Source organism: Pseudomonas sp. UM16 (assembly GCF_050312595.1).
Classification (GTDB): domain Bacteria; phylum Pseudomonadota; class Gammaproteobacteria; order Pseudomonadales; family Pseudomonadaceae; genus Aquipseudomonas.
In genome coordinates, this window is the sequence record NZ_JBNPJT010000008.1 from 88,242 (window position 1) to 114,703 (window position 26,462).

Sequence of the window (26,462 nt, forward strand, 5' to 3'; positions counted from 1 at the left end):
GCTGACGGGCGCGAGTTGTGAGCGCACTCTTTTGCTGCTTTTTGTGCAGGCTGTTTCCAGTCTGCACAAAAAACTGGCCTCTCCTAGGAGGTGGACATCTCCGGGCTGAAACTACTGGACGTGAGGCGTTTGAGCGCAATGCCAAGCGCCTGATTGTCGAACAGCTTGCTTTTGCGAGCGGCAGCGCCGGCACCACCGTCCCAATGCCTCAACGCTTCGCGCAGGGCGGGAACGGTCGGGGGAACCCCTTCCTGACTCAGCAACCAATCAACTGTTGCCAACAATTCCATGCCAAAGGGGGACTCAAAGCCATCGATCAACTCGGCGGTGCACTCCAGAGCTTGGGAATACGCCTTGGCCTCTGTCTTGAGATAGGTTTGTAGATAGGCTTTGCGGTCTTCGTCAAACCAGATCACATCACTTATACCCGCATCACTGATGCGTTTGTCGCAATGCAAATAGCTACCATCCAAGTTGTTGAGCAGATGTTCCAAACGGTTGGCGTACGGCCCGTATTTATGCGCTACAAACTTAAGGTTCAGAGGGTTCTTGATGCCTGGTAGCTTTTCTATGGCACGCTCAAGGAACCAGGCCAGCTTCTGAATCTCCAGCAGGCTGCATTCCATGCCTAAAACCCAATAGCGTCGAACCAGTTCAGCAATGAGTGCGCGAGCAGGTGTGAGCTTTTCCACTCCGCTACGTTTAGCGACATTCAGATACTGGTTGGAAGGCTCGAACACCAAGACATCCACATCATTCAGATCACTCAACACAGCAACAATCTGTTCACGGACTTCTGGCCATTTCAAGCCACCGTTACCTGCGCCCAGCGGCGGGACAGCCACAGATCTGACCTGATTTTCAATCAAAAAACGGCGCAGATCATGCAAACCTTCCGTTACCCATTCCATCTGCGAAGAGGATCGCCAGTGACGTTTGGTCGGAAAGTTTACGATCCAGCGGGGGCCTTCCAGTTCGTTGACTGCAGTTATGTGGACTTTGCCTGTCTCCACTTCGCCAGCCTTGCAGGCAGCCGAGTACAGACGGTAATTCTCCGCGAAGCGCTCTTTGAACATCAGCGCGATGCCTTTACCCATCACGCCAACGGTATTCACCGTGTTGACGAGGGCTTCGGTCTTGGCTTCCAGAAGGTTGCCTTGAGTAAATCTGATCATTGGAAATACCATCCTGGGCGCGCATGAACCGGCAACGTCAAGCCTCTAGTGGCCACGTCTCGTTCTATGCGTTCTTTCATTGCATCGGTGTAGCACATGATGCCCAGGAGTCCTGTAATCGGTAGGTGATGGTGAATCAGCGCTTCGGCCTGATAACGCTCCATCTTCCGAGGGTCGTCAGGTTCGCGCTTGAAATCGCGTCGTTGAATGATAGACCAGTCGATCTGGTCGAGATTCGCCAGGTCGCTGTAGTAGTCTGTCCAATCTGGGTAGGCATGTGCGTTTGTGTAGACAAACGGCAGGCCCAGCTGTTCAACGCGGTGCAGGCTGGAGACCAGAATCACGATCTCGTCATTGCTACGTTGCTGAACACTCCAACCAGAATGAATGTTCTTCATCATCACAGAGAAGGGGGTGAAATAGAAGGGTACGTAGTCGGCCAGTACCCCCCCGGGGGCGATTGGCACATGCCGAGATCGGCGCTTGTCGATCAAGTCAGCGTTGCCAATGTTCACGTACTGCGGCGCCTGCACGTCGGAACTTGCGCAATGCAGACCGTTGTCCAGAGTCCAAGGCAGGTTATCGCGGTGGACGATACGCCAAATCAGAGCCTTCTCTGGATTCAGTCTGGTGTAGATCATTTATAGAAACATTCCAGGATTCACGCCGGTGAGCACATTAACACCAGCCTCGCGAATTTTAGCCGCACAAACCTGCTCGACCGCATCGTTAGCGACATAAATCCTTGAAAAACTGTTTGGAAGTACGACCTTAGGAGAGAGGCATTTTGCCATGCATACGCTTTTGCAGTGGGGATCCTGATAATTGCGCTCGCTCATGACATCCCATTCGATGGCTTCGAAACCTTCGTTGTAATCCAGCAGTTGGATTGCATCGTTCGCCAAGGGATGGTGGGGAATAACTTTCCATCCGTTTTGACTCGCAAACGTTCGATAGACCGAGATCAGGACGAATGTGGCATCGGGTCTGTGGAGTTGGACTCGTCCGTCAAACGGATTAGCTGCGAACCAATGGAAGGGCACGTAATGCTCAAGTCCTAGAGCTTGTCGCTTGCGCAGGATCTCGGCGTCGGCAACGTCTGCGAACCCCTCGAGTTGGGAGCGTGGCTTGAGGCCGTCCCTGAGAATACTGCTCAAATTTTCGAGAGAGGTCAGATGGTAGAGAAGTTTTTTATCCTTGATGTCTGTCATGCCGGTCTCCTTGACCTATGCATTAGAGGATCAGTCTTCAGCCTTCCAATTCTTCCGTGCTAACAACGACCTTAGAGAAGAGCTCATACATCAGTACGGTTCGAGGGCTATCGAAATGATTCTATTGTGCCATCACTTGTGGCCGCAAGTAGGAGAATAGCCTGGTTTAACCCCTTGTACTGCCTGGATGTCACAGGCATTACCCAGGCGGCCAGGCGGAAGGTATTTGAGGGGATCAGAAGGCTGGTAGTGGGGATGCGGGCGGGAGCGAGGAGCGCTAAAGACCAGGGGGGGGCAGGCATTAAAAAGCCGGCTTGTGGCCGGCTCCTAGGGGACGGTCTTGGCTAATTTATGGTAAGCCGCAACCGCCTTAAAATCGTTGCTCCGGCGCTGGGGCCGGGAGGTGGCAGACAGGCAATGTGTTGCCGCGCCAGGCCCGCTGGCGTGCTAAGCAGCCGGGGCGAAATGTGCGGCGTAGCATACTGGCTCTCACAGCAGATGCCCAGCAAAAATTCACCCACAACCGCTCAATACGGGCGGCTGTTCCGCAAATGTCCCCACCAGAACACCCAACCCAACACGCTCAGCTTCTGGTTTTTAAGCTGCGCCGGGCTGTAGGTTTCAGTCGGGTGCTGGTCGCTGTCATGGCTGTGCAAGCGCAAGGTGCCATTGGCACGCTGGCTGAGGCTGTGGATGCGCAAGCGGCCGTTGTGCAGCAAAGCATAGAGTTCACCTTCGACAATGCGCGTAAGGCCGGTGTCGATGGCCAAGGTGGTGCCGCGCGGCAGCAAGGGGCTCATGTTGCTTGCGGGCATGCTCAGGCACAGGGCTAGGCCTGGGTCTACGCCGAGGGCGTCAAGGGCGTATGCAGGCAGGCGCAGGTAGCGGTTGTCGATGGGTTTTAGTTGCCGCGATTGCATGCTGTAGAACGGCAACTGGATATCTTCGTGGGTGTGGGCAGCCAGCAAGCTTGGGTCCGCCGGTTCTGTACCCGGTATGCGTGGTGCCGCGTTCAAGCGCGGTAAGGGGGTGGGGTGTTTGGGGCCTTCGCCTGTACGCAGCCATTTGCTGCACACGCACAGCAGCTCGGCAATTTCATCGAGACGGGCCAAGGGCACGCCGCGCTTGAACCAGTTATTGACGTGCTGCGGGGTAACTTGACGCTGGGCGGCAAAATCCGAAGGCGACAAGTTGCACTCGAGCAGAAGGGTTTTGAGACGATCACCGGACGTATTCATAAGGCCCGAGTCTAGCGGGCTTGAGCGGTCGTGGCCATAAACGGGGTGTTCATTTTCAAGGCTCAAAATGGCCTGGGTTTACAGAAATTTTCCTAAGCGAAGTAGGATTTTTCATTTGCTGGCCGAACAGCAATCAGGCGAAAAATTTCAGGTTTGGTGAGTTTCGGAACTATCCTACGCACGCTGCCGCCTTTTCCCGGTTGTTGGGAAGATGCATCAGGGCTAACTTCCTCGGGTCGTCGTTTTGGCGACCGGGTGTGAGAGCCCGTCTTTGACCTATTGGCAGCGATGTTATGGCAGCCGTGCGCGGGCAGACTTTAGTCTGGCCGGGTTCCTAGGTCTCCGGTCTCTCACCCCGCGTGCGGCTGCCACCCTAATCCTGTGAGAGGGACTGGGAGGTAGCTCCTGTTTGATCCTAGGAGTTACGCCATGAAAAAAATTGTCCCCGATCCACCACATTCCCTCATTACTACCCCCTACTTCTCCATCCACAGCGACCTCATCCCCCCTGACTCCCTAGCCTTCGCCAGCGAACTACTACGCGGCATCCAGGAAACCACCGACGAATTCTGCCGCGCCCATGCCAACGAACCCGGCCAAGGCATGCTGGTGAATGTGCTGCATTCGGCGGAGATGGCTAGAGCGTTGGTTGAACATGCGCTGACCAAGCTGCATGCCATGGACACGGGAGTTAAGCCATGAACAAGGAGACCGGCGAGACGGTAGGTGCTGTGAATTTCATCCGCAGCGAGCAATCACCCATGGGGCTGTTTCGTATTGCGTCGGGTGTGCCGTGTGACTATGCCCTGGAGCAGGCTTCAACTGTGCTTGGGTGTGTACACAAGCTGATTCAGGCAGGGCTGGTGGATGAAGACGGCGACATGATCTGGGCCGCTTTTTATCTGAGCGAGTTCGCCAAGGCGATCGTTGATGATGTGAACTTGGGATTGAAGACGACTTGATGTCCACAGTCAGTCGTTTTCGCCGATAAACAAAAAACCCCGCACGAGCGGGGCTTTTTGACAGCGGTTTGCTTAGCCTTTGTAGGCAGCAACCGACTTGGTGATCGCAGCGCGAGCGGCATCAGCGCCATCCCAGCCTTCGATCTTGACCCACTTGCCCTTCTCCAGATCCTTGTAGTTGGCGAAGAAGTGCTCGATCTGCTGGATCAGCAGCGCTGGCAGGTCGGTGTACTCTTTGACATCGACGTACAGCTGCGACAGTTTGTCGTGCGGTACGGCGATGACTTTGGCGTCGCCGCCGCCGTCGTCGGTCATGTTCAGGATGCCAACCGGACGGGCGCGGATAACCGAACCTGGGGCAACTGGGTACGGGGTAACAACCAGCACGTCCAGCGGATCACCGTCGTCAGCCAGGGTGTTCGGGATGTAACCGTAGTTGGCCGGGTAGAACATCGGGGTGGCCATGAAACGGTCAACGAACAGGCAATCGCTGTCCTTGTCGATCTCGTATTTGATCGGGGCGTGGTTGGCTGGAATCTCGATGGCGACGTAGATGTCGTTCGGCAGGTCTTTGCCAGCCGGAATCTTGCTGTAGCTCATTGGGCAGTGCCCCCATGTTTGGCCAAAAATTGGTCGCGATTATAGGCACATTCCAGCGTGCTTGCCACGCCCGCCCTGATGTCCGGCAGTGTTACTCGGGCGACTGCTGGTAGCCGGGATGGTTGTGCTGCAATTGCTGCAGGCGCGTCAGTGGGTCTTGGCGGTAGAAACCGCACAGTTGCTGGTACACCGCCGGATAAGCCTCGTTGAGCAGGTCCGGGGCGCTGAAGAAGTATTCGCTGGTGACGGCGAAAAACTCCGCGGGGTTTTCCGCTGCATAAGGGTCGATGGCGGTTTCGGCGTCCGGGTTGCGATCCAACTGGCGATTGAGGTCGTCATAGGCCTCTTGCATGGCCTGGGCCCAGTCGCTGACGCGCATGTCGTTGTGCAGCGGCGGCAGGCCATTGGCGTCACCGTTGAGCATGTCGAGCTTGTGCGCCAGTTCGTGGATCACCAGGTTGTAGCCTTCCCAGCCACCGCTGGCCAACACCCCCGGCCAAGCGAGGATCACCGGGCCTTGTTGCCAGGCTTCGCCACTGTGCTCACCATTCCATTCATGTTCCACGCCGCTGGCGTCGCGATGGCGCTGGGGGCTGAGGAAGTCGTCGGGGTAGAGCACGATCTCGTGAAAACCCTGGTACCAGTTCAGCTCGCCCAGGTGCAGCAACGGCAATTGCGCCTGAGCGGCGAGGAACAGGCGTTGCTCACCGTCCAGCTCGACCCCGGGCAAGGGGCTCAGGTGCTTTTCATCGAGAAACAGCACGCACGCTTCCAGGAGTCGCTGGTGTTCGTCAGCACTCAGGCCGTCGAGGATCGGCAGCCGCTCGCGGACCCGCTGCCAGCGCTGCGGGTCGACGGGATGACGGGCGAGGGTGCGGCGCCGACGCCAGGCGCTCAGTGACCACATGGCCAGGGCTTAATGGACCTTGGCGGTGCGGTGCAGGCGGCTGCGCACGATGCCAACGATCATCGGCACCAGCGACAGGAGGATGATCACGACGATCATCAGCGACAGGTTCTGTTTGATGAACGGTACGTTGCCGAAGAAGTAGCCAAGGGTCACCAGGCCGCCGACCCAAAGCACGGTGCCGGCGACGCTGAAACCGAGAAAGCGTGGGTAATGCATTTTCGCAATACCGGCGACAAACGGGGCAAAGGTGCGCAGGATCGGCAGGAAGCGCGCCAGGGTCACGGTTTTGCCGCCATGGCGCTCGTAGAAGTCGTGGGTTTGCTGCAGGTAGTCGCGACGGAAAATCTTCGAGTTGGGATTGCGGAACAAGCGTTCGCCCGCCGTGCGCCCGATCACGTAGTTGGTGCTGTCACCGAGGATCGCCGCCGCCATCAACAGACCGCCGAGCAGCACGGGGTCCATGCCGCCACCCGCCGCCACCGCACCGGCAATGAACAGCAGCGAATCGCCCGGCAGGAACGGCATGACCACCAGGCCGGTCTCGCAGAAAATTACCAGGAACAGGATCGCGTAGATCCATGGACCATAGTTGTTGACCAGCAAATCGAGGTAGGTGTCGAGATGCAGAATAAGGTCCAGCGGGTTGAAATCCATGTACAGCACCTGTGTTCTTTGAACCCGGTCGAGGGCATGCGATTGACTGGCAGTGCGAATGCGATCAGCCGCTACCCGAGTAGTGGGTAAAGTTTCACACATTTTGAGGGGGCGCATTATACGGCGGCGACGAGATTGTGCCTGCGCAGTTTGTAGCGGCGGATTTCAGCTATCAGCCCAGCAGTCAGTCAAGGCCAATGGGGCCGCTGCGCAGCCTATCGCAGGCTGCCGCCAGCTCCCACAGGTTCAGCGTCGGGCTTCAATCCGAGTTGATCGGCAGGATGTAGCTCTTGAACTCGTTGTCTTCACGAAAACCTATGGACTCGTAGGTCTTCATCGCCACTTCGTTGTCGCTGCTGGTGGAGACCCGCATGCGCACGGCGTTGGTTTCCTTGGCCATGTTCTTGGCTTCACGCATGAGGTGGTCGGCAACCAGCATGCGTCGGGAATCTTCGGCCACATAGATGTCGTTGAGGATCCACACGCGTTTGAGCGACAGCGATGAGAAGCTTGGGTAAAGCTGGCAGAAACCCATCAACTTGTTGTCGTCATCGTCTGGCAAGGCCAGGTAGATCACCGATTCGCCGCGCTCCAGGCGCTTTTTCAGGAATTTGCGCGAGGAGTCCGGGTAGGGCAGTTGGCCGTAGAACTCACGGTATTTGACGAACAGGGGGGCGAGCAGGTCCAGATGTTCCAGGGTTGCTTTGATGATCCGCATAAGCAGGCCTCAGGGTCCATGGGAGTTTGCGGCTTTTCGCCGGCAGCCTCGGCAGATGCTGCCTGAAGGCAATTAGAAAGTGCAATCTACGAATTGAATGCCCGTTCAAGGTTTGCTTAACAGGAAGTTTCCTTTGTTCGCGGTATCGGTGTCTGACTCAAGGCTGTGCACCTGCGCTTCGTCCTTGAGGTTGACCCCGGACAGTTGCCGGCGGCAAGCCTCGCGCATCAGGTACAGCAAGCGATGGGCGGCCATGCCATAGCTGAGCCCCTCCAGGCGCACGTTGGAGATGCAATTGCGGTAGGCATCGGTCAGGCCGACTTTGGGGTTGTAAGTGAAATACAGGCCGAGGCTGTCCGGTGAACTCAGGCCCGGGCGCTCACCGATGAGGATCACGGTCATCTTCGCCCCGAGTATCTCGCCCACTTCATCGGCCACGGCTACTCGACCTTGCTCCACCAATATTACTGGTGCAGTCGACCAGCCGTCGGCGGCGGACTGCTCTTCAAAACGGCTCAGAAAGGGCAGGGTGTGGCGGTGTACGGCCAGGGCTGAGAGACCATCAGCGATGACAATCGCCAGGTCGACGCCGCCAGGATTGGCCTGGGCGTGCTCGCGCAGTTGTTGCGCCGAGTCGGGGTGCAGACGCCGGCCCAGGTCCGGGCGTTGCAGGTAGCTGTCGCGGTCGGCAGCGGCGCTGTGTAGCAGCAAGCTGTCACGCTGGCGTTCACGTAACTGGCTACGCAGGCTCTGGTGATCGAAGGCCAGGTGCACGGCGTCCCGGGCCTGGGCGTGGGCGAACTGAAAATCCAGCTGGGCGCCGGTCGGCAAGCTGGTGCCGGTGCGGCCCAGGGCAATGCGTGCCGGGGTCAGGCGGCGCAGTTGCAGCCAAGGGTTGGCAATGTCTTGTGGGGTGTTGTCCATGCTCACCTCGCTTATCCCAGTTGCGCCAAGGCCTGGCGGAACGCCGGAGGCAGGTTGTCACCGAAGCGCACGCGGCCATCGGCCTGAGTGAAGATGCCATTGCGCGCCAGCCAGGCTTCGAATTCTGGTGCCGGCTTCAGGCCCAGGGTCTGGCGGGCATAGAGGGCATCGTGGAACGAGGTGGTCTGGTAGTTGAGCATGATGTCGTCAGAGCCGGGGATGCCCATGATGAAGTTGATCCCGGCCACGCCCAGCAGGGTCAGGAGCATGTCCATGTCGTCCTGGTCGGCTTCGGCATGGTTGGTGTAGCAAATGTCGCAGCCCATCGGTACGCCGAGCAGTTTGCCGCAGAAGTGGTCTTCAAGGCCGGCGCGGATGATCTGCTTGCCGTTGTACAGGTATTCCGGGCCGATGAAACCGACCACGGTGTTGACCAGAAACGGCTTGAAGTGCCGGGCCACGGCATAGGCGCGGGTTTCGCAGGTTTGCTGGTCGACACCGTGGTGGGCGTTGGCCGACAGCGCACTGCCTTGGCCGGTTTCGAAGTACATCAGGTTCTGCCCGAGGGTGCCGCGATTGAGGCTCAGGCCGGCATCGTAGCCTTCCTTCAGGACGTTGAGGTTGATGCCGAAACTGGCGTTGGCCGCTTCGGTGCCAGCGATCGATTGGAACACCAGGTCCAGCGGCAGGCCACGGTTGATCGCCTCGATGGAGGTGGTCACATGGGTGAGTACGCAGGCCTGGGTGGGAATGTCGTAGCGTTGAATGATGGCATCGAGCATTTCCAGCAGCGCGCAGATCGAGGCGATGCTGTCGGTGGCCGGGTTGATGCCGATCATGGCGTCGCCGTTGCCATACAGCAGGCCGTCGAGAATGCTCGCGGCGATCCCGGCCGGGTCATCGGTCGGATGGTTGGGTTGCAGGCGGGTCGAGAGGCGTCCGCGCAGGCCCATGGTGCCGCGAAAACGGGTGACCACGCGGATCTTTTGCGCGACCAGCACCAGGTCCTGCACGCGCATGATCTTCGATACGGCGGCGGCCATCTCTGGCGTCAGCCCAGGCGCCAGGGCACGCAGGCTGGCTTCGTCGGCCTGATCGCTGAGTAACCAGTCGCGCAGGCCGCCCACGGTCAGGTGGCTGACCGCAGCGAAGGCGCTGGCATCGTGGGTGTCGATGATCAGTCGGGTGACTTCATCATCTTCGTAAGGGATCAAGGCTTCGGTGAGAAAGTGCTTGAGCGGGATATCCGCCAGGGCCATCTGCGCAGCAACGCGTTCGCCATCGTTGCTGGCTGCCACGCCGGCGAGAAAGTCACCCGAGCGCGCTGGGCTGGCTTTGGCCATGACGTCTTTGAGGCTGTCGAAGCGGTAGGTCTGCTGACCTGCCGTGTGTACAAAACTTGCCATACAGAATCTCCAGAACGCCGCAGGCAGGGCCTGCGGCGCAGGTGGCGTTGATCAGTGCAGGGCCTGTTCGGCCTTTTGGATCGCGGCGAATTCCTCTTCCGGTGTCCCGGCGACCAGGTGGTGCCGGCTGTAGAACGCAAAGTAGGCAATCAGTACGCCATAGATGATCGCCGCGCCAATCACTACCCGTGGATCAACCAGGAAACCGGCAATTACGGCGATACACGCCAGCACCAGTGCTACCCCCGAGGTAAAGATCCCGCCCGGCGTACGGTACGGACGCTCCATTTTGGGGCGTTTGATCCGCAGGGTGATGTGCGCGGCCATCATCAGTACATAAGACAGCGTAGCGCCGAACACCGCAACCAGGATCAGCAGGTCACCCTGGCCGGTCAGCGACAGGCCAAAACCGATAATCCCGGGGATCACCAGCGCTAGCACTGGCGCCTTGCTCTTGTTGGTCTGGGAGAGTTTGCGTGGCAAGTAGCCTGCGCGGGACAAGGCAAAGATCTGCCGCGAGTAGGCGTAGATGATCGAGAAGAAGCTGGCGATCAAGCCGGCCAGGCCCACCAGGTTGACGAAACCGCCCATCCAGGTCGAACCACCATAGGCTTTGGACAGTGCTTCAACCAGCGGGTTACCCGAGCTTTTCAGTGCGTCGGCGCCTGCGCCGCCAGGGCCGACCACGAGGATCAGCAGGGCGAAGGCCAGCAGCACCAACATGGCGCCAATCAGACCGCGAGGCAGGTCACGCTTGGGGTTCTTGGTTTCTTCGGCGGCCAGCGGCACGCCTTCGACCGCGAGGAAGAACCAGATGGCATAGGGGATCGCCGCCCACACCCCGACATAGCCGAACGGCAGGAAGCTGCTGGCGCCTGCGGCATCGGTCTGGGCGATGTCGAACAGGTTGTTCACATCAAAGTGCGGCACCATCGCCACCAGGAATACGCCCAGGGCAATTGCCGCGACAGCGGTGATGATGAACATCAGTTTCAGCGCTTCACCGACGCCAAAGATGTGGATGCCGATAAAGATGATGTAGAAGGCCAGATAGATCATCCAGCCGCCAATGCCAAACAGCGACTCACAATACGCACCGATGAACACGGCAATCGCGGCCGGGGCGATGGCGTATTCGATGAGGATTGCCGTGCCGGTCAGAAACCCGCCCCAGGGCCCGAAGGCACTGCGGGCAAAGCCGTAGCCGCCACCGGCGGTGGGAATCATCGACGACAGTTCTGCCAGGGAGAAGCACATGCACAAGTACATGGTGGCCATCAGCAAGGTGGCGAGGAACATGCCACCCCAGCCGCCTTGGGCCAGGCCGAAGTTCCAGCCGGCGTAGTCGCCAGAAATCACATAGGCAACGCCCAGGCCTACCAGCAGGACCCAGCCTGCGGCACCTTTTTTCAGTTCACGTTGTTGGAAGTAGTCGGTGCCGACTTTTTCGAAGTCAACAGAGGAGCCTGCCGGCACGCTGCCGGATTGATCGCTTGGCATAGGGTTCACCTGTTTTTTTTATCGTCACCGGCGAGTGCCGGTTCCTGTGGTGATGGTCTTGCAGGAAGCGAGCCAGAGCGGTCCCGTGCGGGGACCGCTCTGTTTGCGGGTTAGAAGAAGCCCAGTGGGTTGATGTCGTAGCTGACCAGCAGGTTTTTGGTCTGCTGGTAGTGGTCGAGCATCATTTTATGGGTTTCACGGCCGACGCCGGACTTTTTGTAGCCACCGAACGCGGCGTGGGCCGGGTACAGGTGGTAGCAGTTGGTCCATACCCGGCCTGCCTTGATGCCGCGACCCATGCGGTAGGCGCGGTTGATATCGCGGGTCCAGACGCCAGCACCGAGGCCGAATTCGGTGTCGTTGGCGATTGCGAGGGCTTCGGCTTCGTCCTTGAAGGTGGTGACGCTGACCACTGGGCCAAAGATCTCTTCCTGGAACACACGCATCTGGTTGGTGCCCTTGAGCAGGGTCGGCTGGATGTAGTAACCGGTCGACAGGCTGCCTTCGAGTTTTTCCACCTTGCCGCCAGTGAGCAGCTCGGCGCCTTCTTTCTCGGCGATTTCCAGGTAGGAGAGGATCTTGTCGAACTGCTGCTCGGAGGCCTGGGCGCCGACCATGGTGTCGGTATCCAGCGGGTCGCCGCGCTTGATCTGCTTGATCTTCTTCATCACTTCTTGCATGAACGCCGGGTAAATCGACTCCTGCACCAGGGCCCGTGATGGGCAGGTGCACACTTCGCCCTGGTTGAAGAACGCCAGCACCAGACCTTCAGCGGCTTTCTCGATGAATGCTGGCTCGGCCTGCATGATGTCTTCGAAGAAGATGTTCGGCGATTTGCCGCCCAGTTCCACGGTCGACGGGATGATGTTCTCGGCGGCGCATTTCATGATGTGCGAGCCCACCGGGGTGGAACCGGTGAAGGCGATCTTGGCGATGCGCTTGCTGGTGGCCAGGGCTTCACCGGCTTCGCGGCCATAGCCTTGCACCACGTTGAGTACGCCAGGTGGCAGCAGGTCGCCAATGATTTCCAGCAGCACGCTAATGCCCAGCGGGGTCTGCTCGGCCGGCTTGAGCACCACGCAGTTGCCGGCAGCCAGGGCTGGTGCGAGCTTCCATGCAGCCATCAGGATCGGGAAGTTCCACGGGATGATCTGCCCGACCACGCCCAGCGGTTCGTGGAGGTGGTAGGCCACGGTGTTGCCGTCGATTTCAGCGGCGCCGCCTTCCTGGGCGCGCAGGCAGCCAGCGAAGTAGCGGAAGTGGTCGGCAGCCAGGGGAATGTCGGCGTTTAGGGTTTCACGGATGGCCTTACCGTTGTCCCAGGTTTCGGTAATGGCCAGCAGTTCGAGGTTCTGTTCGATACGGTCGGCGATCTTCAGCAGGACCAGCGAGCGGGCCTGCGCCGGGGTGGCGCCCCAGGCGTCAGCGGCGGCATGGGCCGCGTCCAGGGCTTTTTCGACGTCTTCGGCTGTGGAACGTGGGAACTCGGCGATCAGTTGGCCGTTCACCGGGGAGGTATTTTCGAAGTACTGCCCTTTGACCGGCGCAACGAACTCGCCACCAATGTAGTTGCCATAGCGGCTCTTGAAGGAAACCTTGGCGCCTTCGGTACCGGGATGTGCGTAACGCATGGTGTGTCTCCTGGCTATTGTGTTTGTTGGGAGGTTATTTAAAGCATAGAGCAAGGCTTGGGCCACTGTTGCCCAGCCTTGGCAAATCAAGGGGTTGCACGGGATTGGAGGCCTTTGACGAGGTGCGCTGTGGCAGCGACGGTACAGCGCGGGTGACACTTTGTACCGTTAATGGCACAGGCCGTGACTCAGTGGTCGAGCCGCCATTGCAATGCGTGGGCGGGTGGAGGATGCTGGGCCTGACTCGTCTGCGGAGAACAATAAAAAGTGCAGAACAACCACTTCAGCCGGCACGCTCGGCAAGTACTTACGGTCACTCAGGGCAAGGCACAGATGCACGGGCCAGGCAGTGACCCTTCGATTGCTCGCTCCTGGCTGCGTTGCCTTGAGGACTATCATCTGGACCCGGCGCAGAGCATGGCGCCGACCGTCCTTGAGCACGGCCGCGTGTTGGAAAGCCGCGAGCGCCTGCAGCAGGTGCTGCAGATTGCCGGCAACGAAATGAACAGCCTGCACCAGCAGTTGTGCGGCGCCGGGCATGCGGTGCTGCTGACCGATGCCCGCGGGGTGATCCTCAATTGCGTCACGGCGCCGACCGAGCGGCGTATCTTCGAACGCGCCGGGCTGTGGCTGGGTGCGGACTGGAGCGAGGCGCGCGAGGGCACCAACGGTATTGGCACCTGTCTGGTCGAGCGCCAGGCGCTGACCATCCATCAAGACGAACATTTCCGCGGCCGGCACACCGGCCTGACCTGCTCGGCGAGCCCGGTATTTGACCCTCATGGCGAACTGCTGGCGGTATTGGATGTTTCTTCGGCGCGTCCGGATGTTTCACGCCAAAGTCAGTTCCATACCATGGCCCTGGTCAACCTCTCGGCGAAGATGATCGAGAGCTGTTATTTCCTGCGTTATTTCGAGAATCAATGGCTGCTGCGCTTTCACCTGCAGGCCGAATCGGTGGGCCTGTTCAGTGAAGGCTTGTTGGCATTCGATGGCGAAGGGCGGATCTCTGCTGTCAACCAGAGTGCGCTGAATTTGCTCGGCACCATTCGTGGCGGCGCCTTGGGCAAGCCGCTGGAGATGTTCTTCGATTGCGCTCTGGATGAGCTGTTCAGCCGTGCCACGGCTCAGGCCAATACCAGCTGGCCGCTGCGCACCCGTGATGGACGTTTGTTGTTCGCCAGTGTGCGTGGCCAGGTGCGAGCCGCGCTGCAACCTTCGCCAGCAGCCTCGCAGCCAGCGACGAAGGCGGCTAAGGCGGAAGCGATCTGCCTGCTCGATCCCCAGTTGCAGCATGAATTTCGGCGTGCCGTGCGGGTGTTCGAGCGTGACGTACCGCTGTTGATCAATGGTGAAACCGGCAGCGGCAAGGAAGCTTTCGCCAAGGCTGTGCATCAGGCCAGTGAGCGTCGCGAGCGGGCCTTTGTTGCGTTGAACTGTGCCTCCATTCCGGAAAGCCTGATCGAGAGTGAGCTGTTCGGTTATCGCGGTGGCAGCTTCACCGGAGCACGCAAGGAGGGTATGCGCGGCAAGCTGCAACAGGCGGACGGCGGCACCTTGTTGCTGGACGAGATCGGTGACATGCCCCTGGCCTTGCAAACCCGCTTGCTGCGGGTGCTGGAAGATCGCATGGTGGTGCCGATCGGCGGCGAGCCGCAGGCGGTCAACGTGCGCATCATCAGTGCGACTCACCGCAATCTGCTCGAGCGGGTTGCCGATGGCAGCTTTCGCGAAGACCTTTATTACCGCCTCAATGGTTTGGAAATCGAATTGCCGGCCCTGCGCGAGCGCAGTGATAAAGCCCAGTTGCTCGATTTCATCCTCGCTGAGGAAGCAGGAAATCAGGCGATCAGTGTTGAGCCAGGCGCGCGGGAAGCCCTGCTGGCATTTGCCTGGCCGGGCAACGTGCGTCAGTTACGCAACGTCTTGCGCACCTTGGTGGCGCTGTGTGATGACGGCTGCATCAAGCCGTGTGATCTGCCTTCCATCGTTCGTAATGGTGCTGTGGTCACTGCTCCGCTACCACAGGGTAAAAGTGAATTGCCGTTGGAGGATGCCGAGCGCACGGCCTTGCTCCGCAGTCTGGAGCAACATCGTTGGCATATGACCCATGTCGCCGCGCAGTTGGGGGTCAGTCGCAATACCTTGTATCGAAAACTTCGTAAACACGGTATTGCTCGTAGCCTTTGAGCGAAACACAGGATGCGAATTCCTGCGCCCTGGGCTACCCTGCCTCGACGTTTTGCGAGGTCGATAATGCACATTCATATTCTTGGTATTTGCGGCACTTTCATGGGCTCTCTGGCAGTGCTGGCCAAAGAACTCGGGCATCGGGTCACCGGCTCCGACGCCAATGTCTATCCACCCATGAGCACCCAGCTTGAAGCCCAGGGTATCGAGCTGACCCAAGGTTACGATGCCGCCCAACTGGACCCGGCGCCGGACCTGGTGGTAATCGGCAACGCGCTGTCGCGCGGTAACCCTGCGGTTGAGTATGTGCTCAACAAGGGCCTGCCTTATGTTTCGGGCCCGCAATGGCTGGCGGATCACGTTCTGCAAGGGCGCTGGGTGCTGGCAGTGGCCGGCACTCACGGCAAAACCACCACCAGCAGTATGCTGGCCTGGGTCTTGGAGCATGCCGGCATGAGCCCGGGCTTCTTGATCGGTGGCGTACCGCAGAACTTCTCGGTGTCGGCCCGTTTGGGTGGCACGCCGTTTTTTGTGGTCGAGGCCGATGAATATGACAGCGCCTTCTTCGACAAGCGCTCGAAATTCGTTCACTACCGCCCACGCACCGCGATCCTCAATAACCTTGAGTTTGATCACGCGGACATCTTCCCTGATCTAGCGGCAATCGAGCGGCAGTTCCACCATTTGGTGCGCACCATTCCGAGCGAAGGCCTGGTGATTCATCCGACCACCGAGCAAGCCTTGGAGCGGGTGATTTCGATGGGCTGCTGGACCCCGGTGCAAACCACCGGCGAAGGCGGGCAGTGGCAGGTCAAACTGCTCAGTGCCGACGGCTCGCGCTTCGAAGTCAGCTTCGAGGGCGAAACCCAAGGTGTGGTCGACTGGGAATTGACCGGTCAGCACAACGTCGCCAACGCCCTGGCGACCCTGGCCGCCGCTCGTCATGTTGGCGTGGTACCGGCCATGGGTATTGCTGCATTGAGCGCGTTCAAGAGCGTCAAGCGGCGCATGGAGAAGGTGGCTGAAGTACAGGGCGTCACTATCTATGACGACTTTGCTCACCATCCGACGGCGATTGCCACCACCCTCGACGGCCTGCGCAAGCGCATCGGTGATGCACCGCTGATCGCCGTGATCGAGCCACGCTCCAACTCGATGAAGCTGGGCGCTCACCGTGATGGTTTGCCAGAGAGTGTCAACGACGCCGATCAGGTGATCTGGTACGCACCGCCGAACCTGGGTTGGGACCTGGCCGCCACCGCTGCCGAATGCAAGGTGCCGTCGATCGTCGCCGACAGCCTTGAAGCTATCATTGAACGAGTCAAGAGCCAGGCCAAGCCCGGCACTCAGGTGGTGATCATGAGCAACGGTGGTTTTGGCGGTCTGCATGGCAAGCTGGCCGAGGCGCTGAAATGAGCGGGCCGGAACGAATCACTCTGGCCATGACCGGGGCTTCGGGGGCGCAGTATGGGCTGCGCCTGCTCGACTGCCTGGTGCGCGAAGACCGCGAGGTGCATTTTTTGATCTCCAAGGCGGCGCAATTGGTGATGTCGACCGAGACCGATGTGCTGCTTCCGGCCAAAGCGCAGATGATGCAGACCTTTCTGACCGAATACACCGGCGCTGCCCCCGGGCAGATTCGCGTGTATGGCAAGGAAGACTGGATGTCGCCAGTGGCGTCCGGGTCTGGTGCGCCGGCGGCGATGGTGGTGGTGCCGTGCTCCACGGGCACCTTGTCAGCGATTGCCACCGGTGCCTGCAACAACCTGATCGAGCGCGCTGCCGATGTCACCCTCAAAGAGCGTCGGCAGTTGATCCTGGTGCCGCGTGAAGCGCCATTTTCGACTATTCACCTTGAGAACATGCTCAAGCTATCGAACATGGGCGCGGTGATCTTGCCGGCGGCACCTGGCTTCTACCATCAGCCGCAGACCATCGACGACTTGATCGACTTTGTCGTGGCGCGGATTCTCAACCTGTTGGATATTCCCCAGGACATGCTGCCGCGTTGGGGTGAGCATCACTTCGGCGCGGAGGAGTGAAGCGACTGCTGGGTGTAGCGCTGCTGGGTTTGCTGGTTAGCGGTTGCGCTACGGTGCGTACGCTCGATGCGGCGAAGCCGGGCGCACCACTGGTCTATAGCGGGACGCGCCTTGATTTGTACGCGATGCAGGGCGGCTGCTGTGCCATGGACCGTTTCGGCGCCGAAGCGCCGAACTACCCGGGGCTGGATCTGCCGGGTAGCGCCTTGCTTGATACCTTGTTGTTGCCCTTGTCGGTGTTGACCGCACTGGGGGTGGGGTTTCAGGCGACTGGCGGGTTTTAACTGTGAGAGCGGATTCCCGATCACGTGTAGCGTGGGACTATTTGCCCAACCTGCGTAGTTCGTCCGACTCGACAATGCGAACCCCTTCTTGCTCCTCCAGTGCCAGACGCCATAGCGCTCGGGCCAGCTGGCACGCTTCAATTCCGCGGTATTTACCAGGAATCAGCTTCGACAATGGGCCAGCAACGCGTTCGGCCAGACGAGGCTCGGTCCGGTCACCCAGCAGTAAAGAAGGCCGGGCAATGGTCAGCTGCGGCCAATCCTGGGCCTTAAGTGCTGCTTCCATCTCACCCTTGACCCGGTTATAGAAAACCGGCGATCTGCGGTCGGCGCCCAACGCACTGACCACCAGCAGGTGGCGCGCACCCATCTCCCGGGCACGCTTGCCAAACGCCACGACCATGTCCAGGTCGACGGCGCGGAAGGCAGGCTCGGAGCCGGCTTGTTTGATGGTGGTACCCAGGCAGCAGAAGGCAATATCGACGCGGCCGGCCAATTGCGGCAGGAACACCGCCGGATCACCCACCGGGTTTTCCAGGTGCGGGTGTTCGGCCAGCGGGCGCCGGGTAGGGGCCAGCACTCGATTCACGGTAGGCTCGTTGAGCAACCGATCAAGTAGATGTTCACCGGTCAGTCCGGTGGCTCCGGCAAGCAAGATATGCTGAGGCGTCAAGTACATGATGTCTCTCCCTTGATACAGTCAGCTTAGTGGTTGCTGGCACTTTTTGCATGTTCTGCGTGGTTGCCCACATTGCTCTGCAGCGCTTTACGCGCCTGCTGTTGACGTAAACGTTGCCAGTGCGCCAGCACTTCGCTTGGCGCCCAGATCTGCGGTTCGGAGGCATCGAAACCTTCCGCCGCTTCGCGCTCGGCTACTCTGGCGCGGGCGATGTCAAAGGCTTGGCGCAGATCATCGGTCTGGTTCAACGCCTGGGCGAACAAAGCATCGCCGAAATAAGTGAAATCAGCCTCTTCAGAACAACCAAAAGACACCCGGTCGGCGCGTGAGGCGGTCATGATCAGGGTTTTGTTGTCTTTCAGCGCATCGATGTAACCGCCTGAATAACAGGCCGAGATGACAATAACCTTGTCGCGCTCTTTCAGCGGGGCGAGGGCGCTGGCGAGGGCGTCGGCAGGTAGATCGGCCAGTTGCATGCGCGGTACGTCCAGCACCAGTTCGTGTTCATGGCTGCCGTGGCTGGTCAGGTAGATGAACACCAGGTCTTCAGGGCCGCTCCGTTCGGCCAGGGTGCGCGCAGCCCGGGTCAGGTTCTCGCGGGTTGCCAAGGGCCGGTCCTGCAGGTGGTCGCGGTGATTGACCAGCTTGATCTGACCGACAGCACCAAAGCGACTCTTGAGCAGGCTGCTGACGTAATCGGCTTCACGCAGGAACACGCTTTGATTGCCATCACCGGCCAAGGCCAGACTATACAACTCTATTGGCGGCGTTGACGCCGGAATCTTGGCTAAGGCCTGCTCGAGCAGCGGCCCTTGATTGAGCAGGGCCTGCTCCAGAGGGTCCGGCAGCAGTTGGCCTTTTTCGTCGCGCAGGCGCTGGCCCTTGTCCCAGTAGCCACTCTGGCTGCTGCCATCGGCCAAGGTCAGGCGGCCCTGACCTTGGTAGGTGTCGTTGTCGAATCCGCCGACGTAGAGGCTGCCATCGGCTAGCTGCAGACGGCCTGTGCCAGAGAAGCGCCAGTCGCTGAAGCTGCCCTTGTAATGGCTGCCGTCGGCGCCAATCAGCTCGCCTTTGCCATTGAGCGTGCCGTCCTTGAACTGACCAATCCAGACATCACCTTCGCTGCTTTCGTAGCGGCCTCGGCCTTCCAGGCGATTGTCGTGAAAGGCGCCGATGTACTGGTCGCCTTCGGCGCTGTTGAAAGTGCCGCTGCCTTCGAGCTGGCCGTTGACGAAGTGGCCGCTGAACTGGTTGCCGCTGGCGTCACTACGAATGCCTTCGCCATTGGGTTTGCCCCGGGCAAACAGGCCTTGATACTGGCTGCCATCGTCGAGCTCCAGTTGTCCGGCGCCATTGTATTGGTCGTCCTTGAACTGGCCGCGGTACACCAGGCCGCTTTCTTTGAGGGTGCCCTCACCCTCGCGACGACCAAGCTTGAAGCTGCCGGTATAGCTGCTGCCCGGGGTTTTCAGAGTGCCCTGGCCGTGAAACAAGCCCTGCTGGAATTGGCCGCGGTAGATTTCGCCATTGCTGCCATGCCACTCGCCCTGACCGTGCCACTGGCCATTGTGGAAATTGCCGGCGTACCAACTGCCATTGGGGTAGTCGATGCGCCCCTCGCCTTGCAGCAGGCCATTGACCACCTCGCCCCGGAAGCGGCCGCCATCGGGCAGGCGCGCATCAGGTGGGGACAGTGGTTCGCCATCGCCACAGGCGGCGAGCAGCAAGCTCAGAGCAAGAGGAACAAGTAGGCGCATGACGGGGTCCGGACGGGTGATGCCCCGAGTATGCCGCACAATGTGCTGACTGAAACAGCCACAGCGGCTGTTTCAGTCGCGGCTGGGCTCAGACAAAGCAGAGCGTCAGCGGCTCGGCAATGTATGCAGGCTTTTCCTGGCCTTCGATTTCCAGGGTGGCGGTGATCTTCAGCAGCCATTGACCAGGCTTTTTCTCGGTGGCAGCGGTCAGCTCAACCTTGAGGCGGACCTTGCTGTCGACCTTGACCGGTTGAATGAAGCGCACGCTGTCGAGGCCGTAGTTGACCACCATCTTCAGGCCTTCAGGCAGCACCAGAATGTCTTCCATCAATTTCGGGATCAGCGACAGGGTGAGAAAGCCATGAGCGATAGTGCTGCCAAATGGCGTTTGTGCCGCCTTCACCGGGTCCACATGGATGAACTGAAAGTCACCCGTGGCTTCGGCAAACAGGTTGATGCGCGCTTGGTCGATGGTCAGCCATTCGGAACATCCCAGTTCCTTTCCAACGTACTGCGAAAGCTCTGCAACAGGTACAAAGGGCATCGTGACTCTCCAGATTGTCTTTGGTTTTGTTATGACTACGGCAAGCTCGAAAGCCTAAGATCACCACGCCTGCTCAAAGCGGTCAAGTTGGCATGTTGCAGGCGAATATCAGGTTATAGGCAGGTCGTTAGCGTGCTTATAATGGCCGCCAGGCCCGAAGGAGAAAGTTATGCTGTTGCGTGGTTTGACCTGGCTGGTGCTGTTTCAATTGCTTGGGACGGCGATCAATCACTTGTTTGTGCCGGTTTTGCCTGGCCCGATCATTGGCCTTTTGCTGCTGCTGGTGTTTCTCATGGTGCGCGGTGAAGTGGGCGCGCCCTTGAGCGAAGCGGCCAATAGCCTGCTGCGCTACTTACCGTTGCTGCTGGTACCGCCAGCGGTTGGGGTGATGGTCTACGCCGCCGATATCGCCGCTGACTTCTGGGCTATCGTCGGCGCCCTGGTGATCTCGGCGCTGGTCACGCTGGTGTTTGTCGGGGTGCTGATGCAAAAGCTGATTGCCCGCCAGAGCCGGCGCGAGGAGCAGCCATGAGCCTGGATTGGAGTGGCGCGCTGGATGCGGTTATCCATCATCCGTTGTTCGGTATCGGCATTACCCTGGGTGCCTATCAGCTGGTGCTGGCGGCCTACGAGAAAACCCGCTGGATTTTCCTCCAACCGGTGTTGGTGTCGATGCTGGTGGTCATTGGCGTACTGCTCGCTTGTGGCCTGACTTACAGCGAGTACCGCAAAAGTACCGAGATCATGAGCATCCTGCTGGGGCCGGCAACCGTGGCCTTGGCAGTGCCGCTGTATCTCAATCTGCGGCGGATTCGCCAGCTGTTCTGGCCGACCTTTACTACGCTGGTAATCGGAGGGGTGGTGGCGACCGGAGCCTGCCTGTTGCTGGGCTGGTGGTTTGGCGCTGAACACATGATCCTGATGACTATGGCGCCTAAGTCCGTCACCTCGCCAATTGCCATGTTGGTGGCTGAGCAGATCGGTGGCGTGGCGGCGCTGGCGGCTGTGTTCGTACTGATCACCGGGGTGATTGGCGCGATCTTTGGCCCCGCCTTGTTGTCACGCTTTGGCGTTCACAGCCCGGAAGCGCGGGGCATGGCCCTGGGTGTAACGGCTCACGCGGTGGGTACTTCGGTGGCCCTGCAGGAAAGTGATGAGTGCGGGGCTTTCGCGGCCCTGGCGATGAGCCTGATGGGGGTTGCCACGGCGGTGTTCCTGCCGTTGGCGGTTAGCCTGGTTGCTTGAGGAGTTGTAATGACGTTACCCCTGTTTCCGCTGAATACCGTGTTGTTTCCAGGCTGCTACCTTGATTTGCAGATATTCGAGGCGCGCTATCTGGACATGATCGGCCGCTGCATGAAGCAGGGCGGCGGCTTTGGTGTGGTCTGCATTCTGGAAGGCGAGCAAGTCGGCAAGGCCCCCGAGGGTTATGCATCGATCGGCTGCGAAGCGCTGATCCGCGATTTCCAGCAGCAGGACAACGGCCTGTTAGGCATTCGTGTTGAGGGCACTCGGCGCTTTCGTGTGAACCAGGCCCACGTGCAGAAAGACCAGCTGTTGCTGGCTGAAGTGCAGTGGCTGCAGGAGCAGCCCGATACGCCTTTGCGTGATCAGGACGACGATTTGCTGGCGTTGCTCAAGGCCCTGGGTGAGCACCCGATGGTGGCCGCGCTGGACATGCCAGGCGAAGTCCTTGGCCAGCAATCGCTGGCCAACCAACTGGCGTATTTATTGCCCTTTGTCGAGGAAGACAAACTCGACCTGCTGGCCATCGATTCCCCGCAGCAACGCCTGGATGCCATTCAGGCGTTGCTTGAGCGGCTGCAAGGTGAGCTGTTCGCCTGAGTTATCAATACTGGTAGCGCAGCAGCGCGTGCGGCAGTGAGTGCAGGCTGAAGAACGCCAGTAGGGCGACGCAGGCCGGAAGAATCAGCCACCAGACTTTCAAGGGCAGGGCAGTGAGTGGCTGGCGGTGCTGGATCAGGGTCAGGCTGGTGGCGCAGATGCAGCAGGCGAGCATGGCGCCAGCGAGGATGTCGGTGGGCCAATGTACCCCCAGGTAAACCCTCGACAGCGCAATCGCCAGCGCGGGCAAGCAACCGAGCAAAATCCAGGTCAGGCGCATGCGTACCGGCTGGCCGCGCCCGGCCAGGACCGCAAGGGTCAGGAAAAACGCGAAGGCTGCCGAACTGTGGCCGCTGGGCATGCTGTAGGTGGTCAGAGGGTCTGTCAGCACTTCCGGGCGGGCGCGGGCGAACAGCCACTTCAGGCCGCCATTGGCCAAAGCAGTACCCATCAGGGTAGCGCCGGCAAAAACCGCCGGACGCCATTGCCGGGCCAGCAATAGCAAGCCGATCAGCAGTGCACCGAGGAAGAACTGGGTGCGAAAATCACCCATCCGCGTGATCAGTACCACACTGCCATCGATGACATTGCTGCGATGCTCCTGGATCAGGGTCATCAAGCCCTGGTCAAACTCATGCAAGTACGGCCAGCCCAAAAACAGCGCGGCCAGGGCCAGCAAACTGAGACCGGCAATCACGCGGGTGCCGCCACGCATGCTACGCAAGCTGCAGTTGATGCTGATACCGAGCAATAGCGCCAAACCTGCGGCAATCATTCCAGCATCAAGCCAGAACCCTTCGGGCAGTGGTAAGCGCATCGCTGCGCCGGTGGCCCAGCCTGGCAGCAGATAAGCGATCGACCAGCCGGCACCGGCCAGCAAGCTGACGGCGATAAAGCGTGGCAGGGGCATGTCGAACATGCCGGCGACCATCGGCAGCATCGGCCGTAGCGGGCCGATGAAACGCCCGACCAGCAGACTGGCGATGCCATAGCGCTGGAAATAGGTCTCGGCGCCGCCGATCCATTCTGGGTGGTGACGCAACAGCGGCAGACGCCGGATATTTTGATGAAATTTGCGCCCCAGGGTGTAGGAGATGGCATCACCCAGCAGGCCGCCGAAGAAGCCCAGCATTAAGGTTTCGCCTAGCGACAGTGCACCGCTGCCGGCCAGCACGGCGACGCCGAATAGCAGCACGGTACCCGGCACGATGATCCCGGCAATTGCCAGGCATTCCACGCAGGCGATCAGAAAAATTGCCATGCCAAGCCACTGTGGGTTGGCGCCTAGCCAACCGGTCAGGCTGTCGAGCCATTGGCCCATCGTCTCAGCTTCCTTGTGTCAGTAAAAAGTAGTCGCGGTCTTCGACTTGGCCACGGCGCAGCGGGTTCCGCGTGCAATAGCGGGCGAACTCGGCGTCGACAAAACGGTAGGGCAGATGTTCGTCGCGGCCAGTGGGGATGCCTAGACGGGTGGTCTGGATAATGTGTTTCACATTGATTCGGCAATCCTCGACGAACAATTGCTCAGGATCGAAGCGCTTGGCGTCCCAGTGTGGCACTTTCAGGCCCAGTGCTTTGCATAGCAGGGTCTGCCCGGCGCACAGGCGTTCGACAGCACGCGGTTGACCGCTGGCATCGGGGTTGTTCAGGTGCATTTGTGCCAGGCTGTTGGCGTCGGAGATGGCGTCAACGAAGGGAAAGGCTGATTTGATCAGCACTGCGTTGCCTGGGCCGTGAGCGCTGAAGTTCAGCGAATCGCCACCACGGGCGTAATACATGTAGATGTGACCGCCATCAAGAAACAGCGCCTTGCGCTTTTCCGTGTAACCGAGTGAGGCGTGGCTGCCCTTATCGCTGGCGTAATAGGCTTCGGTCTCGATGATCCGCGCCGACAGCCAATAGGGGCCTTGGCGGTGACGGATGATCTTGCCCAGCAGGGATTTGGCCAGCGCCTGGGCGTCGCGGTCGAAAAAGCTGTCGGGCAAGGCCCGGTCGGGGCAGGGGGCTGAGTCGGGCATGCTGGCAGTTTCACGGGGGTCAGATCGGGATGATAGCAATTTCTCTCTTAATCGATGCTGAACAAGCGTTGAAGCCATTGGTTTACAGAGATCAACGCCAATTTAAGACTGTTTTCGACCATCCGCCTGTCACCGCTGGGCGCGGGGCGACGTGCCAGTTATAATCAGCCGATTTCCCCTTCGCCAAGACACTGAGCCCATGACTGAGTCCGTTCTTGACTACATGACCCGCCTGGGTCGCGCTGCCCGTCAGGCCGCCCGCGTCATCGCCCGCGCCAGTACCGCACAGAAGAACCGTGCGTTGCAGGCGGCGGCCAATGCGCTGGACGCCGCCCGCGCCGAGTTGTCCGCCGCCAACGAGCTGGACTTGGCCGCTGGCCGCGCCAATGGCCTGGAACCGGCCATGCTCGAGCGCCTGGCGCTGACCCCTGCTCGTATCGACGGCATGATCGTCGGCTTGCGTCAGGTGGCCAGCCTGCCTGACCCCGTCGGGGCAATTCGCGACATGAGCTACCGGCCTTCGGGCATTCAGGTCGGCAAGATGCGTGTGCCACTGGGGGTGATCGGGATCATCTACGAGTCGCGGCCGAACGTGACCATTGACGCGGCCAGCCTGTGCCTGAAGTCGGGCAACGCGACCATCCTGCGCGGTGGCTCCGAGGCCATTCACTCCAATCGCGCCATTGCCGCCTGCATTCAGCGTGGCCTGGCCGAAGCCGGCCTGCCCGCAGCGGTGGTCCAGGTGGTGGAAACCACTGATCGCGAGGCGGTTGGCGCGCTGATCAGCATGCCAGAGTATGTCGATGTCATCGTCCCTCGTGGCGGCAAGGGCCTGATCGAGCGCATCAGCCGTGATGCGCGGGTGCCGGTGATCAAGCACCTGGACGGCATCTGTCACGTCTATGTTGCTGAACATGCCGAGCTGGACAAGGCCCGACGCATTGCTTTCAACGCTAAAACCTACCGTTATGGCATTTGCGGGGCGATGGAAACCCTGCTGGTGGATCAGTCGATAGCTGCGGATTTCCTGCCGGAAATGGCCCGCCAATTTCGGGAAAAAGGCGTCGAACTTCGTGGTTGCGAGCGTACTCGGAAAATTATCGATGCCGTGCCGGCAAGCGAAGAAGACTGGAACACCGAATACCTGGCAGCGATCCTGTCGATTCGTGTCGTCGACGGCCTGGAACAGGCCATCGAACACATCAATCACTATGGCTCGCACCACACCGATTCTATCGTTACCGAACACCAGGGCCAGGCCCGTCAGTTCACTGCCGAGGTCGATTCGTCCTCGGTGATGATCAACACCCCGACCTGTTTTGCCGATGGCTTCGAGTACGGCCTGGGCGCAGAAATCGGTATTTCCACCGACAAGCTGCATGCGCGCGGTCCGGTTGGTCTTGAAGGCCTGACCTGTGAAAAGTATGTGGTGATCGGCGACGGTCAACTGCGTGGGCAGGAGTCGATCTGACTTGGCCGAGCGCAAACCGCTCGCCAAGGTCATGACGAGGTCGCCTGCCCGGCGCGTCGGCGTGCTCGGCGGGACATTCGACCCGGTACATATCGGTCACCTGCGCAGTGCGCTTGAGGTGGCCGAGGTACTGGTGCTGGACGAGCTGCGGCTGATGCCCAATGCCCGCCCGCCGCACCGCGATACGCCGCAGGTATCGGCGCAAGACCGGCTGGCAATGGTTCGCTGCGCGGTTGAGGGTGTGCCGACCTTGTCGGTGGATGCGCGAGAACTGGCGCGTGAAACACCGTCGTATACCATCGAAACACTTGAGCTGATGCGCGCCGAAATGGCCGCTTCGGAGCAACTGTTTCTGCTGCTGGGCTGGGACGCATTTTGCGGCCTGCCGAGTTGGCACCGTTGGGAAGAATTGCTGCAACACTGTCACATCCTGGTGCTGCAACGCCCGGATGCCGACGTCGAGCCACCGGATGCCCTGCGCAACCTGTTGGCCGCACGCTCAGTCAGTGATCCGCAGGCCCTGGTTGGGCCGGCGGGACATATTGCATTCGTCTGGCAGACGCCGCTTGCGGTGTCAGCCACGCAGATCCGACAGCTGCTGGCCAGCGGCAAGTCGGTGCGGTTTCTGGTGCCGGACGCAGTACTGGCCTACATCGATGCGCACAATCTGTACCGTGCGCCGAACTGAAGGTGCTGTGAAGCG

Annotated in this window: 28 protein-coding genes; 11 read left to right on the forward strand and 17 right to left on the reverse strand. The window is 60.0% G+C overall.

Going from position 1 to position 26,462, the window contains the following annotated elements; translation table 11 throughout:
• Positions 1-83: 83 nt before the first annotated feature.
• From darG to ACQRAX_RS11330, 4 genes are all read right to left on the reverse strand, one after another.
• Positions 84-1,175: a type II toxin-antitoxin system antitoxin DNA ADP-ribosyl glycohydrolase DarG gene (gene darG, locus ACQRAX_RS11315; protein WP_412040193.1), complete on the reverse strand. Its 1,092-nt coding sequence runs from the start codon at positions 1,173-1,175 to the stop codon at positions 84-86.
• Entirely contained in the window at positions 1,172-1,816 is a 645-nt protein-coding gene (gene darT, locus ACQRAX_RS11320; RefSeq protein ID WP_412040194.1) for a type II toxin-antitoxin system toxin DNA ADP-ribosyl transferase DarT, read from the reverse strand. Before darT ends, darG begins: the two co-directional genes overlap by 4 nt.
• Positions 1,817-2,386 carry a DarT ssDNA thymidine ADP-ribosyltransferase family protein gene (locus tag ACQRAX_RS11325; RefSeq protein WP_412040195.1) on the reverse strand — a complete coding sequence of 190 codons (570 nt, stop codon included), beginning with the start codon at positions 2,384-2,386 and terminating at the stop codon, positions 1,817-1,819.
• A 527-nt stretch (positions 2,387-2,913) separates the two neighbouring features.
• Entirely contained in the window at positions 2,914-3,624 is a 711-nt protein-coding gene (locus ACQRAX_RS11330) for a LexA family transcriptional regulator (RefSeq protein WP_412040196.1), read from the reverse strand.
• A 429-nt stretch (positions 3,625-4,053) separates the two neighbouring features.
• Here ACQRAX_RS11330 and ACQRAX_RS11335 point away from each other — a divergent pair, with 429 nt between their 5' ends.
• A complete protein-coding gene (locus tag ACQRAX_RS11335) occupies positions 4,054-4,326 on the forward strand; it encodes a hypothetical protein (RefSeq protein ID WP_412040197.1) in 273 nt (90 codons plus the stop codon).
• A complete protein-coding gene (locus ACQRAX_RS11340; protein ID WP_412040198.1) occupies positions 4,323-4,586 on the forward strand; it encodes a DUF3077 domain-containing protein in 264 nt (87 codons plus the stop codon). The genes ACQRAX_RS11335 and ACQRAX_RS11340 overlap by 4 nt, the downstream gene beginning before the upstream one ends.
• Positions 4,587-4,658: 72 nt before the next feature.
• Here the strand turns inward: ACQRAX_RS11340 and ppa are convergent, their stop codons facing one another.
• The 8 genes from ppa to exaC form a co-directional block, all read right to left on the reverse strand.
• On the reverse strand, positions 4,659-5,186 hold the full coding sequence (ppa, locus tag ACQRAX_RS11345) for an inorganic diphosphatase (protein ID WP_007933577.1): 528 nt from the start codon (positions 5,184-5,186) through the stop codon (positions 4,659-4,661).
• Positions 5,187-5,277: 91 nt separating this feature from the next.
• Complete coding sequence (locus tag ACQRAX_RS11350) at positions 5,278-6,093, reverse strand: zinc-dependent peptidase (protein ID WP_412040199.1); 816 nt, start codon at positions 6,091-6,093, stop codon at positions 5,278-5,280.
• A gap of 9 nt (positions 6,094-6,102) precedes the next feature.
• Positions 6,103-6,750, reverse strand: coding sequence for a DedA family protein (locus ACQRAX_RS11355; RefSeq protein ID WP_412040200.1), 648 nt, complete (start codon positions 6,748-6,750; stop codon positions 6,103-6,105).
• Positions 6,751-7,009: 259 nt separating this feature from the next.
• Positions 7,010-7,468, reverse strand: coding sequence for a GNAT family N-acetyltransferase (locus ACQRAX_RS11360; RefSeq protein WP_412040201.1), 459 nt, complete (start codon positions 7,466-7,468; stop codon positions 7,010-7,012).
• Between the two features lie 105 nt (positions 7,469-7,573).
• Positions 7,574-8,392 carry an ethanolamine ammonia-lyase subunit EutC gene (eutC, locus tag ACQRAX_RS11365; RefSeq protein WP_412040202.1) on the reverse strand — a complete coding sequence of 273 codons (819 nt, stop codon included), beginning with the start codon at positions 8,390-8,392 and terminating at the stop codon, positions 7,574-7,576.
• 11 nt (positions 8,393-8,403) lie between these two features.
• A complete protein-coding gene (locus ACQRAX_RS11370; protein ID WP_412040203.1) occupies positions 8,404-9,798 on the reverse strand; it encodes an ethanolamine ammonia-lyase subunit EutB in 1,395 nt (464 codons plus the stop codon).
• 51 nt (positions 9,799-9,849) lie between these two features.
• The gene (eat, locus tag ACQRAX_RS11375; protein ID WP_412040204.1) at positions 9,850-11,298 is read right to left on the reverse strand and encodes an ethanolamine permease; all 1,449 of its coding nucleotides are present in this window, start codon (positions 11,296-11,298) and stop codon (positions 9,850-9,852) included.
• 110 nt (positions 11,299-11,408) lie between these two features.
• Positions 11,409-12,929, reverse strand: coding sequence for an acetaldehyde dehydrogenase ExaC (exaC, locus tag ACQRAX_RS11380; protein WP_412040205.1), 1,521 nt, complete (start codon positions 12,927-12,929; stop codon positions 11,409-11,411).
• Positions 12,930-13,196: 267 nt separating this feature from the next.
• On the opposite strand from exaC, the gene ACQRAX_RS11385 reads away from it, so the two are divergent.
• The 4 genes from ACQRAX_RS11385 (at position 13,197) to ACQRAX_RS11400 (ending at position 17,445) form a co-directional block, all read left to right on the forward strand.
• A complete protein-coding gene (locus ACQRAX_RS11385; RefSeq protein ID WP_412040206.1) occupies positions 13,197-15,119 on the forward strand; it encodes a sigma-54-dependent Fis family transcriptional regulator in 1,923 nt (640 codons plus the stop codon).
• Between the two features lie 66 nt (positions 15,120-15,185).
• A complete protein-coding gene (mpl, locus tag ACQRAX_RS11390; RefSeq protein WP_412040207.1) occupies positions 15,186-16,535 on the forward strand; it encodes a UDP-N-acetylmuramate:L-alanyl-gamma-D-glutamyl-meso-diaminopimelate ligase in 1,350 nt (449 codons plus the stop codon).
• The gene (gene ubiX, locus ACQRAX_RS11395) at positions 16,532-17,161 is read left to right on the forward strand and encodes a flavin prenyltransferase UbiX (protein ID WP_412040208.1); all 630 of its coding nucleotides are present in this window, start codon (positions 16,532-16,534) and stop codon (positions 17,159-17,161) included. The genes mpl and ubiX overlap by 4 nt, the downstream gene beginning before the upstream one ends.
• Positions 17,158-17,445 (forward strand): YceK/YidQ family lipoprotein, encoded by a 288-nt coding sequence (locus ACQRAX_RS11400; protein ID WP_412040209.1) that lies wholly within the window; start codon positions 17,158-17,160, stop codon positions 17,443-17,445. Before ubiX ends, ACQRAX_RS11400 begins: the two co-directional genes overlap by 4 nt.
• 37 nt (positions 17,446-17,482) lie before the next feature.
• Here the strand turns inward: ACQRAX_RS11400 and ACQRAX_RS11405 are convergent, their stop codons facing one another.
• The 3 genes from ACQRAX_RS11405 to ACQRAX_RS11415 all read right to left on the reverse strand — a co-directional run bounded on the left by ACQRAX_RS11405 (position 17,483) and on the right by ACQRAX_RS11415 (position 20,425).
• Positions 17,483-18,124 carry an oxidoreductase gene (locus tag ACQRAX_RS11405; RefSeq protein WP_412040210.1) on the reverse strand — a complete coding sequence of 214 codons (642 nt, stop codon included), beginning with the start codon at positions 18,122-18,124 and terminating at the stop codon, positions 17,483-17,485.
• A gap of 26 nt (positions 18,125-18,150) precedes the next feature.
• Positions 18,151-19,881 carry a C13 family peptidase gene (locus ACQRAX_RS11410; protein ID WP_412040211.1) on the reverse strand — a complete coding sequence of 577 codons (1,731 nt, stop codon included), beginning with the start codon at positions 19,879-19,881 and terminating at the stop codon, positions 18,151-18,153.
• A gap of 88 nt (positions 19,882-19,969) precedes the next feature.
• The gene (locus ACQRAX_RS11415; protein ID WP_412040212.1) at positions 19,970-20,425 is read right to left on the reverse strand and encodes a MaoC family dehydratase; all 456 of its coding nucleotides are present in this window, start codon (positions 20,423-20,425) and stop codon (positions 19,970-19,972) included.
• 169 nt (positions 20,426-20,594) lie between these two features.
• On the opposite strand from ACQRAX_RS11415, the gene ACQRAX_RS11420 reads away from it, so the two are divergent.
• The 3 genes from ACQRAX_RS11420 to ACQRAX_RS11430 are packed head-to-tail and all read left to right on the forward strand — an operon-like array spanning position 20,595 to position 22,270.
• Positions 20,595-20,957: a CidA/LrgA family protein gene (locus ACQRAX_RS11420; RefSeq protein ID WP_412040213.1), complete on the forward strand. Its 363-nt coding sequence runs from the start codon at positions 20,595-20,597 to the stop codon at positions 20,955-20,957.
• Between the two features lie 2 nt (positions 20,958-20,959).
• The gene (locus ACQRAX_RS11425) at positions 20,960-21,670 is read left to right on the forward strand and encodes an LrgB family protein (RefSeq protein ID WP_412040326.1); all 711 of its coding nucleotides are present in this window, start codon (positions 20,960-20,962) and stop codon (positions 21,668-21,670) included.
• 9 nt (positions 21,671-21,679) lie between these two features.
• A complete protein-coding gene (locus tag ACQRAX_RS11430) occupies positions 21,680-22,270 on the forward strand; it encodes an LON peptidase substrate-binding domain-containing protein (RefSeq protein ID WP_412040214.1) in 591 nt (196 codons plus the stop codon).
• A 4-nt stretch (positions 22,271-22,274) separates the two neighbouring features.
• On the opposite strand, the gene ACQRAX_RS11435 is transcribed toward ACQRAX_RS11430, so the two are convergent.
• Both ACQRAX_RS11435 and ACQRAX_RS11440 read right to left on the reverse strand, forming a co-directional pair.
• The gene (locus ACQRAX_RS11435) at positions 22,275-23,591 is read right to left on the reverse strand and encodes a bifunctional DedA family/phosphatase PAP2 family protein (protein WP_412040215.1); all 1,317 of its coding nucleotides are present in this window, start codon (positions 23,589-23,591) and stop codon (positions 22,275-22,277) included.
• A gap of 4 nt (positions 23,592-23,595) precedes the next feature.
• Positions 23,596-24,288, reverse strand: coding sequence for a DNA-3-methyladenine glycosylase (locus ACQRAX_RS11440; RefSeq protein ID WP_412040216.1), 693 nt, complete (start codon positions 24,286-24,288; stop codon positions 23,596-23,598).
• Positions 24,289-24,487: 199 nt separating this feature from the next.
• Between ACQRAX_RS11440 and ACQRAX_RS11445 the strand changes: the two genes are divergently transcribed.
• Together ACQRAX_RS11445 and nadD are read left to right on the forward strand one after the other, a co-directional pair.
• Positions 24,488-25,759, forward strand: a complete 1,272-nt coding sequence (locus ACQRAX_RS11445) for a glutamate-5-semialdehyde dehydrogenase (protein ID WP_412040217.1) — start codon at positions 24,488-24,490, stop codon at positions 25,757-25,759.
• A gap of 31 nt (positions 25,760-25,790) precedes the next feature.
• On the forward strand, positions 25,791-26,447 hold the full coding sequence (gene nadD, locus ACQRAX_RS11450; protein WP_412040327.1) for a nicotinate-nucleotide adenylyltransferase: 657 nt from the start codon (positions 25,791-25,793) through the stop codon (positions 26,445-26,447).
• The last annotated feature ends 15 nt before the right edge of the window (positions 26,448-26,462 follow it).

Excerpts from the sequence above, each read along its gene's own strand:
- exaC (WP_412040205.1), bottom strand. The coding sequence starts at position 12,929 with ATGCGTTACGCACATCCCGGTACCGAAGGCGCCAAGGTTTCCTTCAAG.
- mpl (WP_412040207.1), top strand. The coding sequence starts at position 15,186 with ATGCACATTCATATTCTTGGTATTTGCGGCACTTTCATGGGCTCTCTG.
- ACQRAX_RS11420 (WP_412040213.1), top strand. The coding sequence starts at position 20,595 with ATGCTGTTGCGTGGTTTGACCTGGCTGGTGCTGTTTCAATTGCTTGGG.
- ACQRAX_RS11350 (WP_412040199.1), bottom strand. The coding sequence starts at position 6,093 with ATGTGGTCACTGAGCGCCTGGCGTCGGCGCCGCACCCTCGCCCGTCAT.
- ACQRAX_RS11415 (WP_412040212.1), bottom strand. The coding sequence starts at position 20,425 with ATGCCCTTTGTACCTGTTGCAGAGCTTTCGCAGTACGTTGGAAAGGAA.
- ACQRAX_RS11340 (WP_412040198.1), top strand. The coding sequence starts at position 4,323 with ATGAACAAGGAGACCGGCGAGACGGTAGGTGCTGTGAATTTCATCCGC.
- ACQRAX_RS11325 (WP_412040195.1), bottom strand. The coding sequence starts at position 2,386 with ATGACAGACATCAAGGATAAAAAACTTCTCTACCATCTGACCTCTCTC.
- ACQRAX_RS11330 (WP_412040196.1), bottom strand. The coding sequence starts at position 3,624 with ATGAATACGTCCGGTGATCGTCTCAAAACCCTTCTGCTCGAGTGCAAC.
- ACQRAX_RS11370 (WP_412040203.1), bottom strand. The coding sequence starts at position 9,798 with ATGGCAAGTTTTGTACACACGGCAGGTCAGCAGACCTACCGCTTCGAC.
- eat (WP_412040204.1), bottom strand. The coding sequence starts at position 11,298 with ATGCCAAGCGATCAATCCGGCAGCGTGCCGGCAGGCTCCTCTGTTGAC.
- ACQRAX_RS11430 (WP_412040214.1), top strand. The coding sequence starts at position 21,680 with ATGACGTTACCCCTGTTTCCGCTGAATACCGTGTTGTTTCCAGGCTGC.
- nadD (WP_412040327.1), top strand. The coding sequence starts at position 25,791 with ATGACGAGGTCGCCTGCCCGGCGCGTCGGCGTGCTCGGCGGGACATTC.
- ACQRAX_RS11360 (WP_412040201.1), bottom strand. The coding sequence starts at position 7,468 with ATGCGGATCATCAAAGCAACCCTGGAACATCTGGACCTGCTCGCCCCC.
- ubiX (WP_412040208.1), top strand. The coding sequence starts at position 16,532 with ATGAGCGGGCCGGAACGAATCACTCTGGCCATGACCGGGGCTTCGGGG.
- ACQRAX_RS11445 (WP_412040217.1), top strand. The coding sequence starts at position 24,488 with ATGACTGAGTCCGTTCTTGACTACATGACCCGCCTGGGTCGCGCTGCC.
- ACQRAX_RS11335 (WP_412040197.1), top strand. The coding sequence starts at position 4,054 with ATGAAAAAAATTGTCCCCGATCCACCACATTCCCTCATTACTACCCCC.
- ACQRAX_RS11405 (WP_412040210.1), bottom strand. The coding sequence starts at position 18,124 with ATGTACTTGACGCCTCAGCATATCTTGCTTGCCGGAGCCACCGGACTG.
- eutC (WP_412040202.1), bottom strand. The coding sequence starts at position 8,392 with ATGGACAACACCCCACAAGACATTGCCAACCCTTGGCTGCAACTGCGC.
- ACQRAX_RS11410 (WP_412040211.1), bottom strand. The coding sequence starts at position 19,881 with ATGCGCCTACTTGTTCCTCTTGCTCTGAGCTTGCTGCTCGCCGCCTGT.
- ACQRAX_RS11440 (WP_412040216.1), bottom strand. The coding sequence starts at position 24,288 with ATGCCCGACTCAGCCCCCTGCCCCGACCGGGCCTTGCCCGACAGCTTT.
- ACQRAX_RS11435 (WP_412040215.1), bottom strand. The coding sequence starts at position 23,591 with ATGGGCCAATGGCTCGACAGCCTGACCGGTTGGCTAGGCGCCAACCCA.
- ACQRAX_RS11355 (WP_412040200.1), bottom strand. The coding sequence starts at position 6,750 with ATGGATTTCAACCCGCTGGACCTTATTCTGCATCTCGACACCTACCTC.
- darT (WP_412040194.1), bottom strand. The coding sequence starts at position 1,816 with ATGATCTACACCAGACTGAATCCAGAGAAGGCTCTGATTTGGCGTATC.
- darG (WP_412040193.1), bottom strand. The coding sequence starts at position 1,175 with ATGATCAGATTTACTCAAGGCAACCTTCTGGAAGCCAAGACCGAAGCC.
- ppa (WP_007933577.1), bottom strand. The coding sequence starts at position 5,186 with ATGAGCTACAGCAAGATTCCGGCTGGCAAAGACCTGCCGAACGACATC.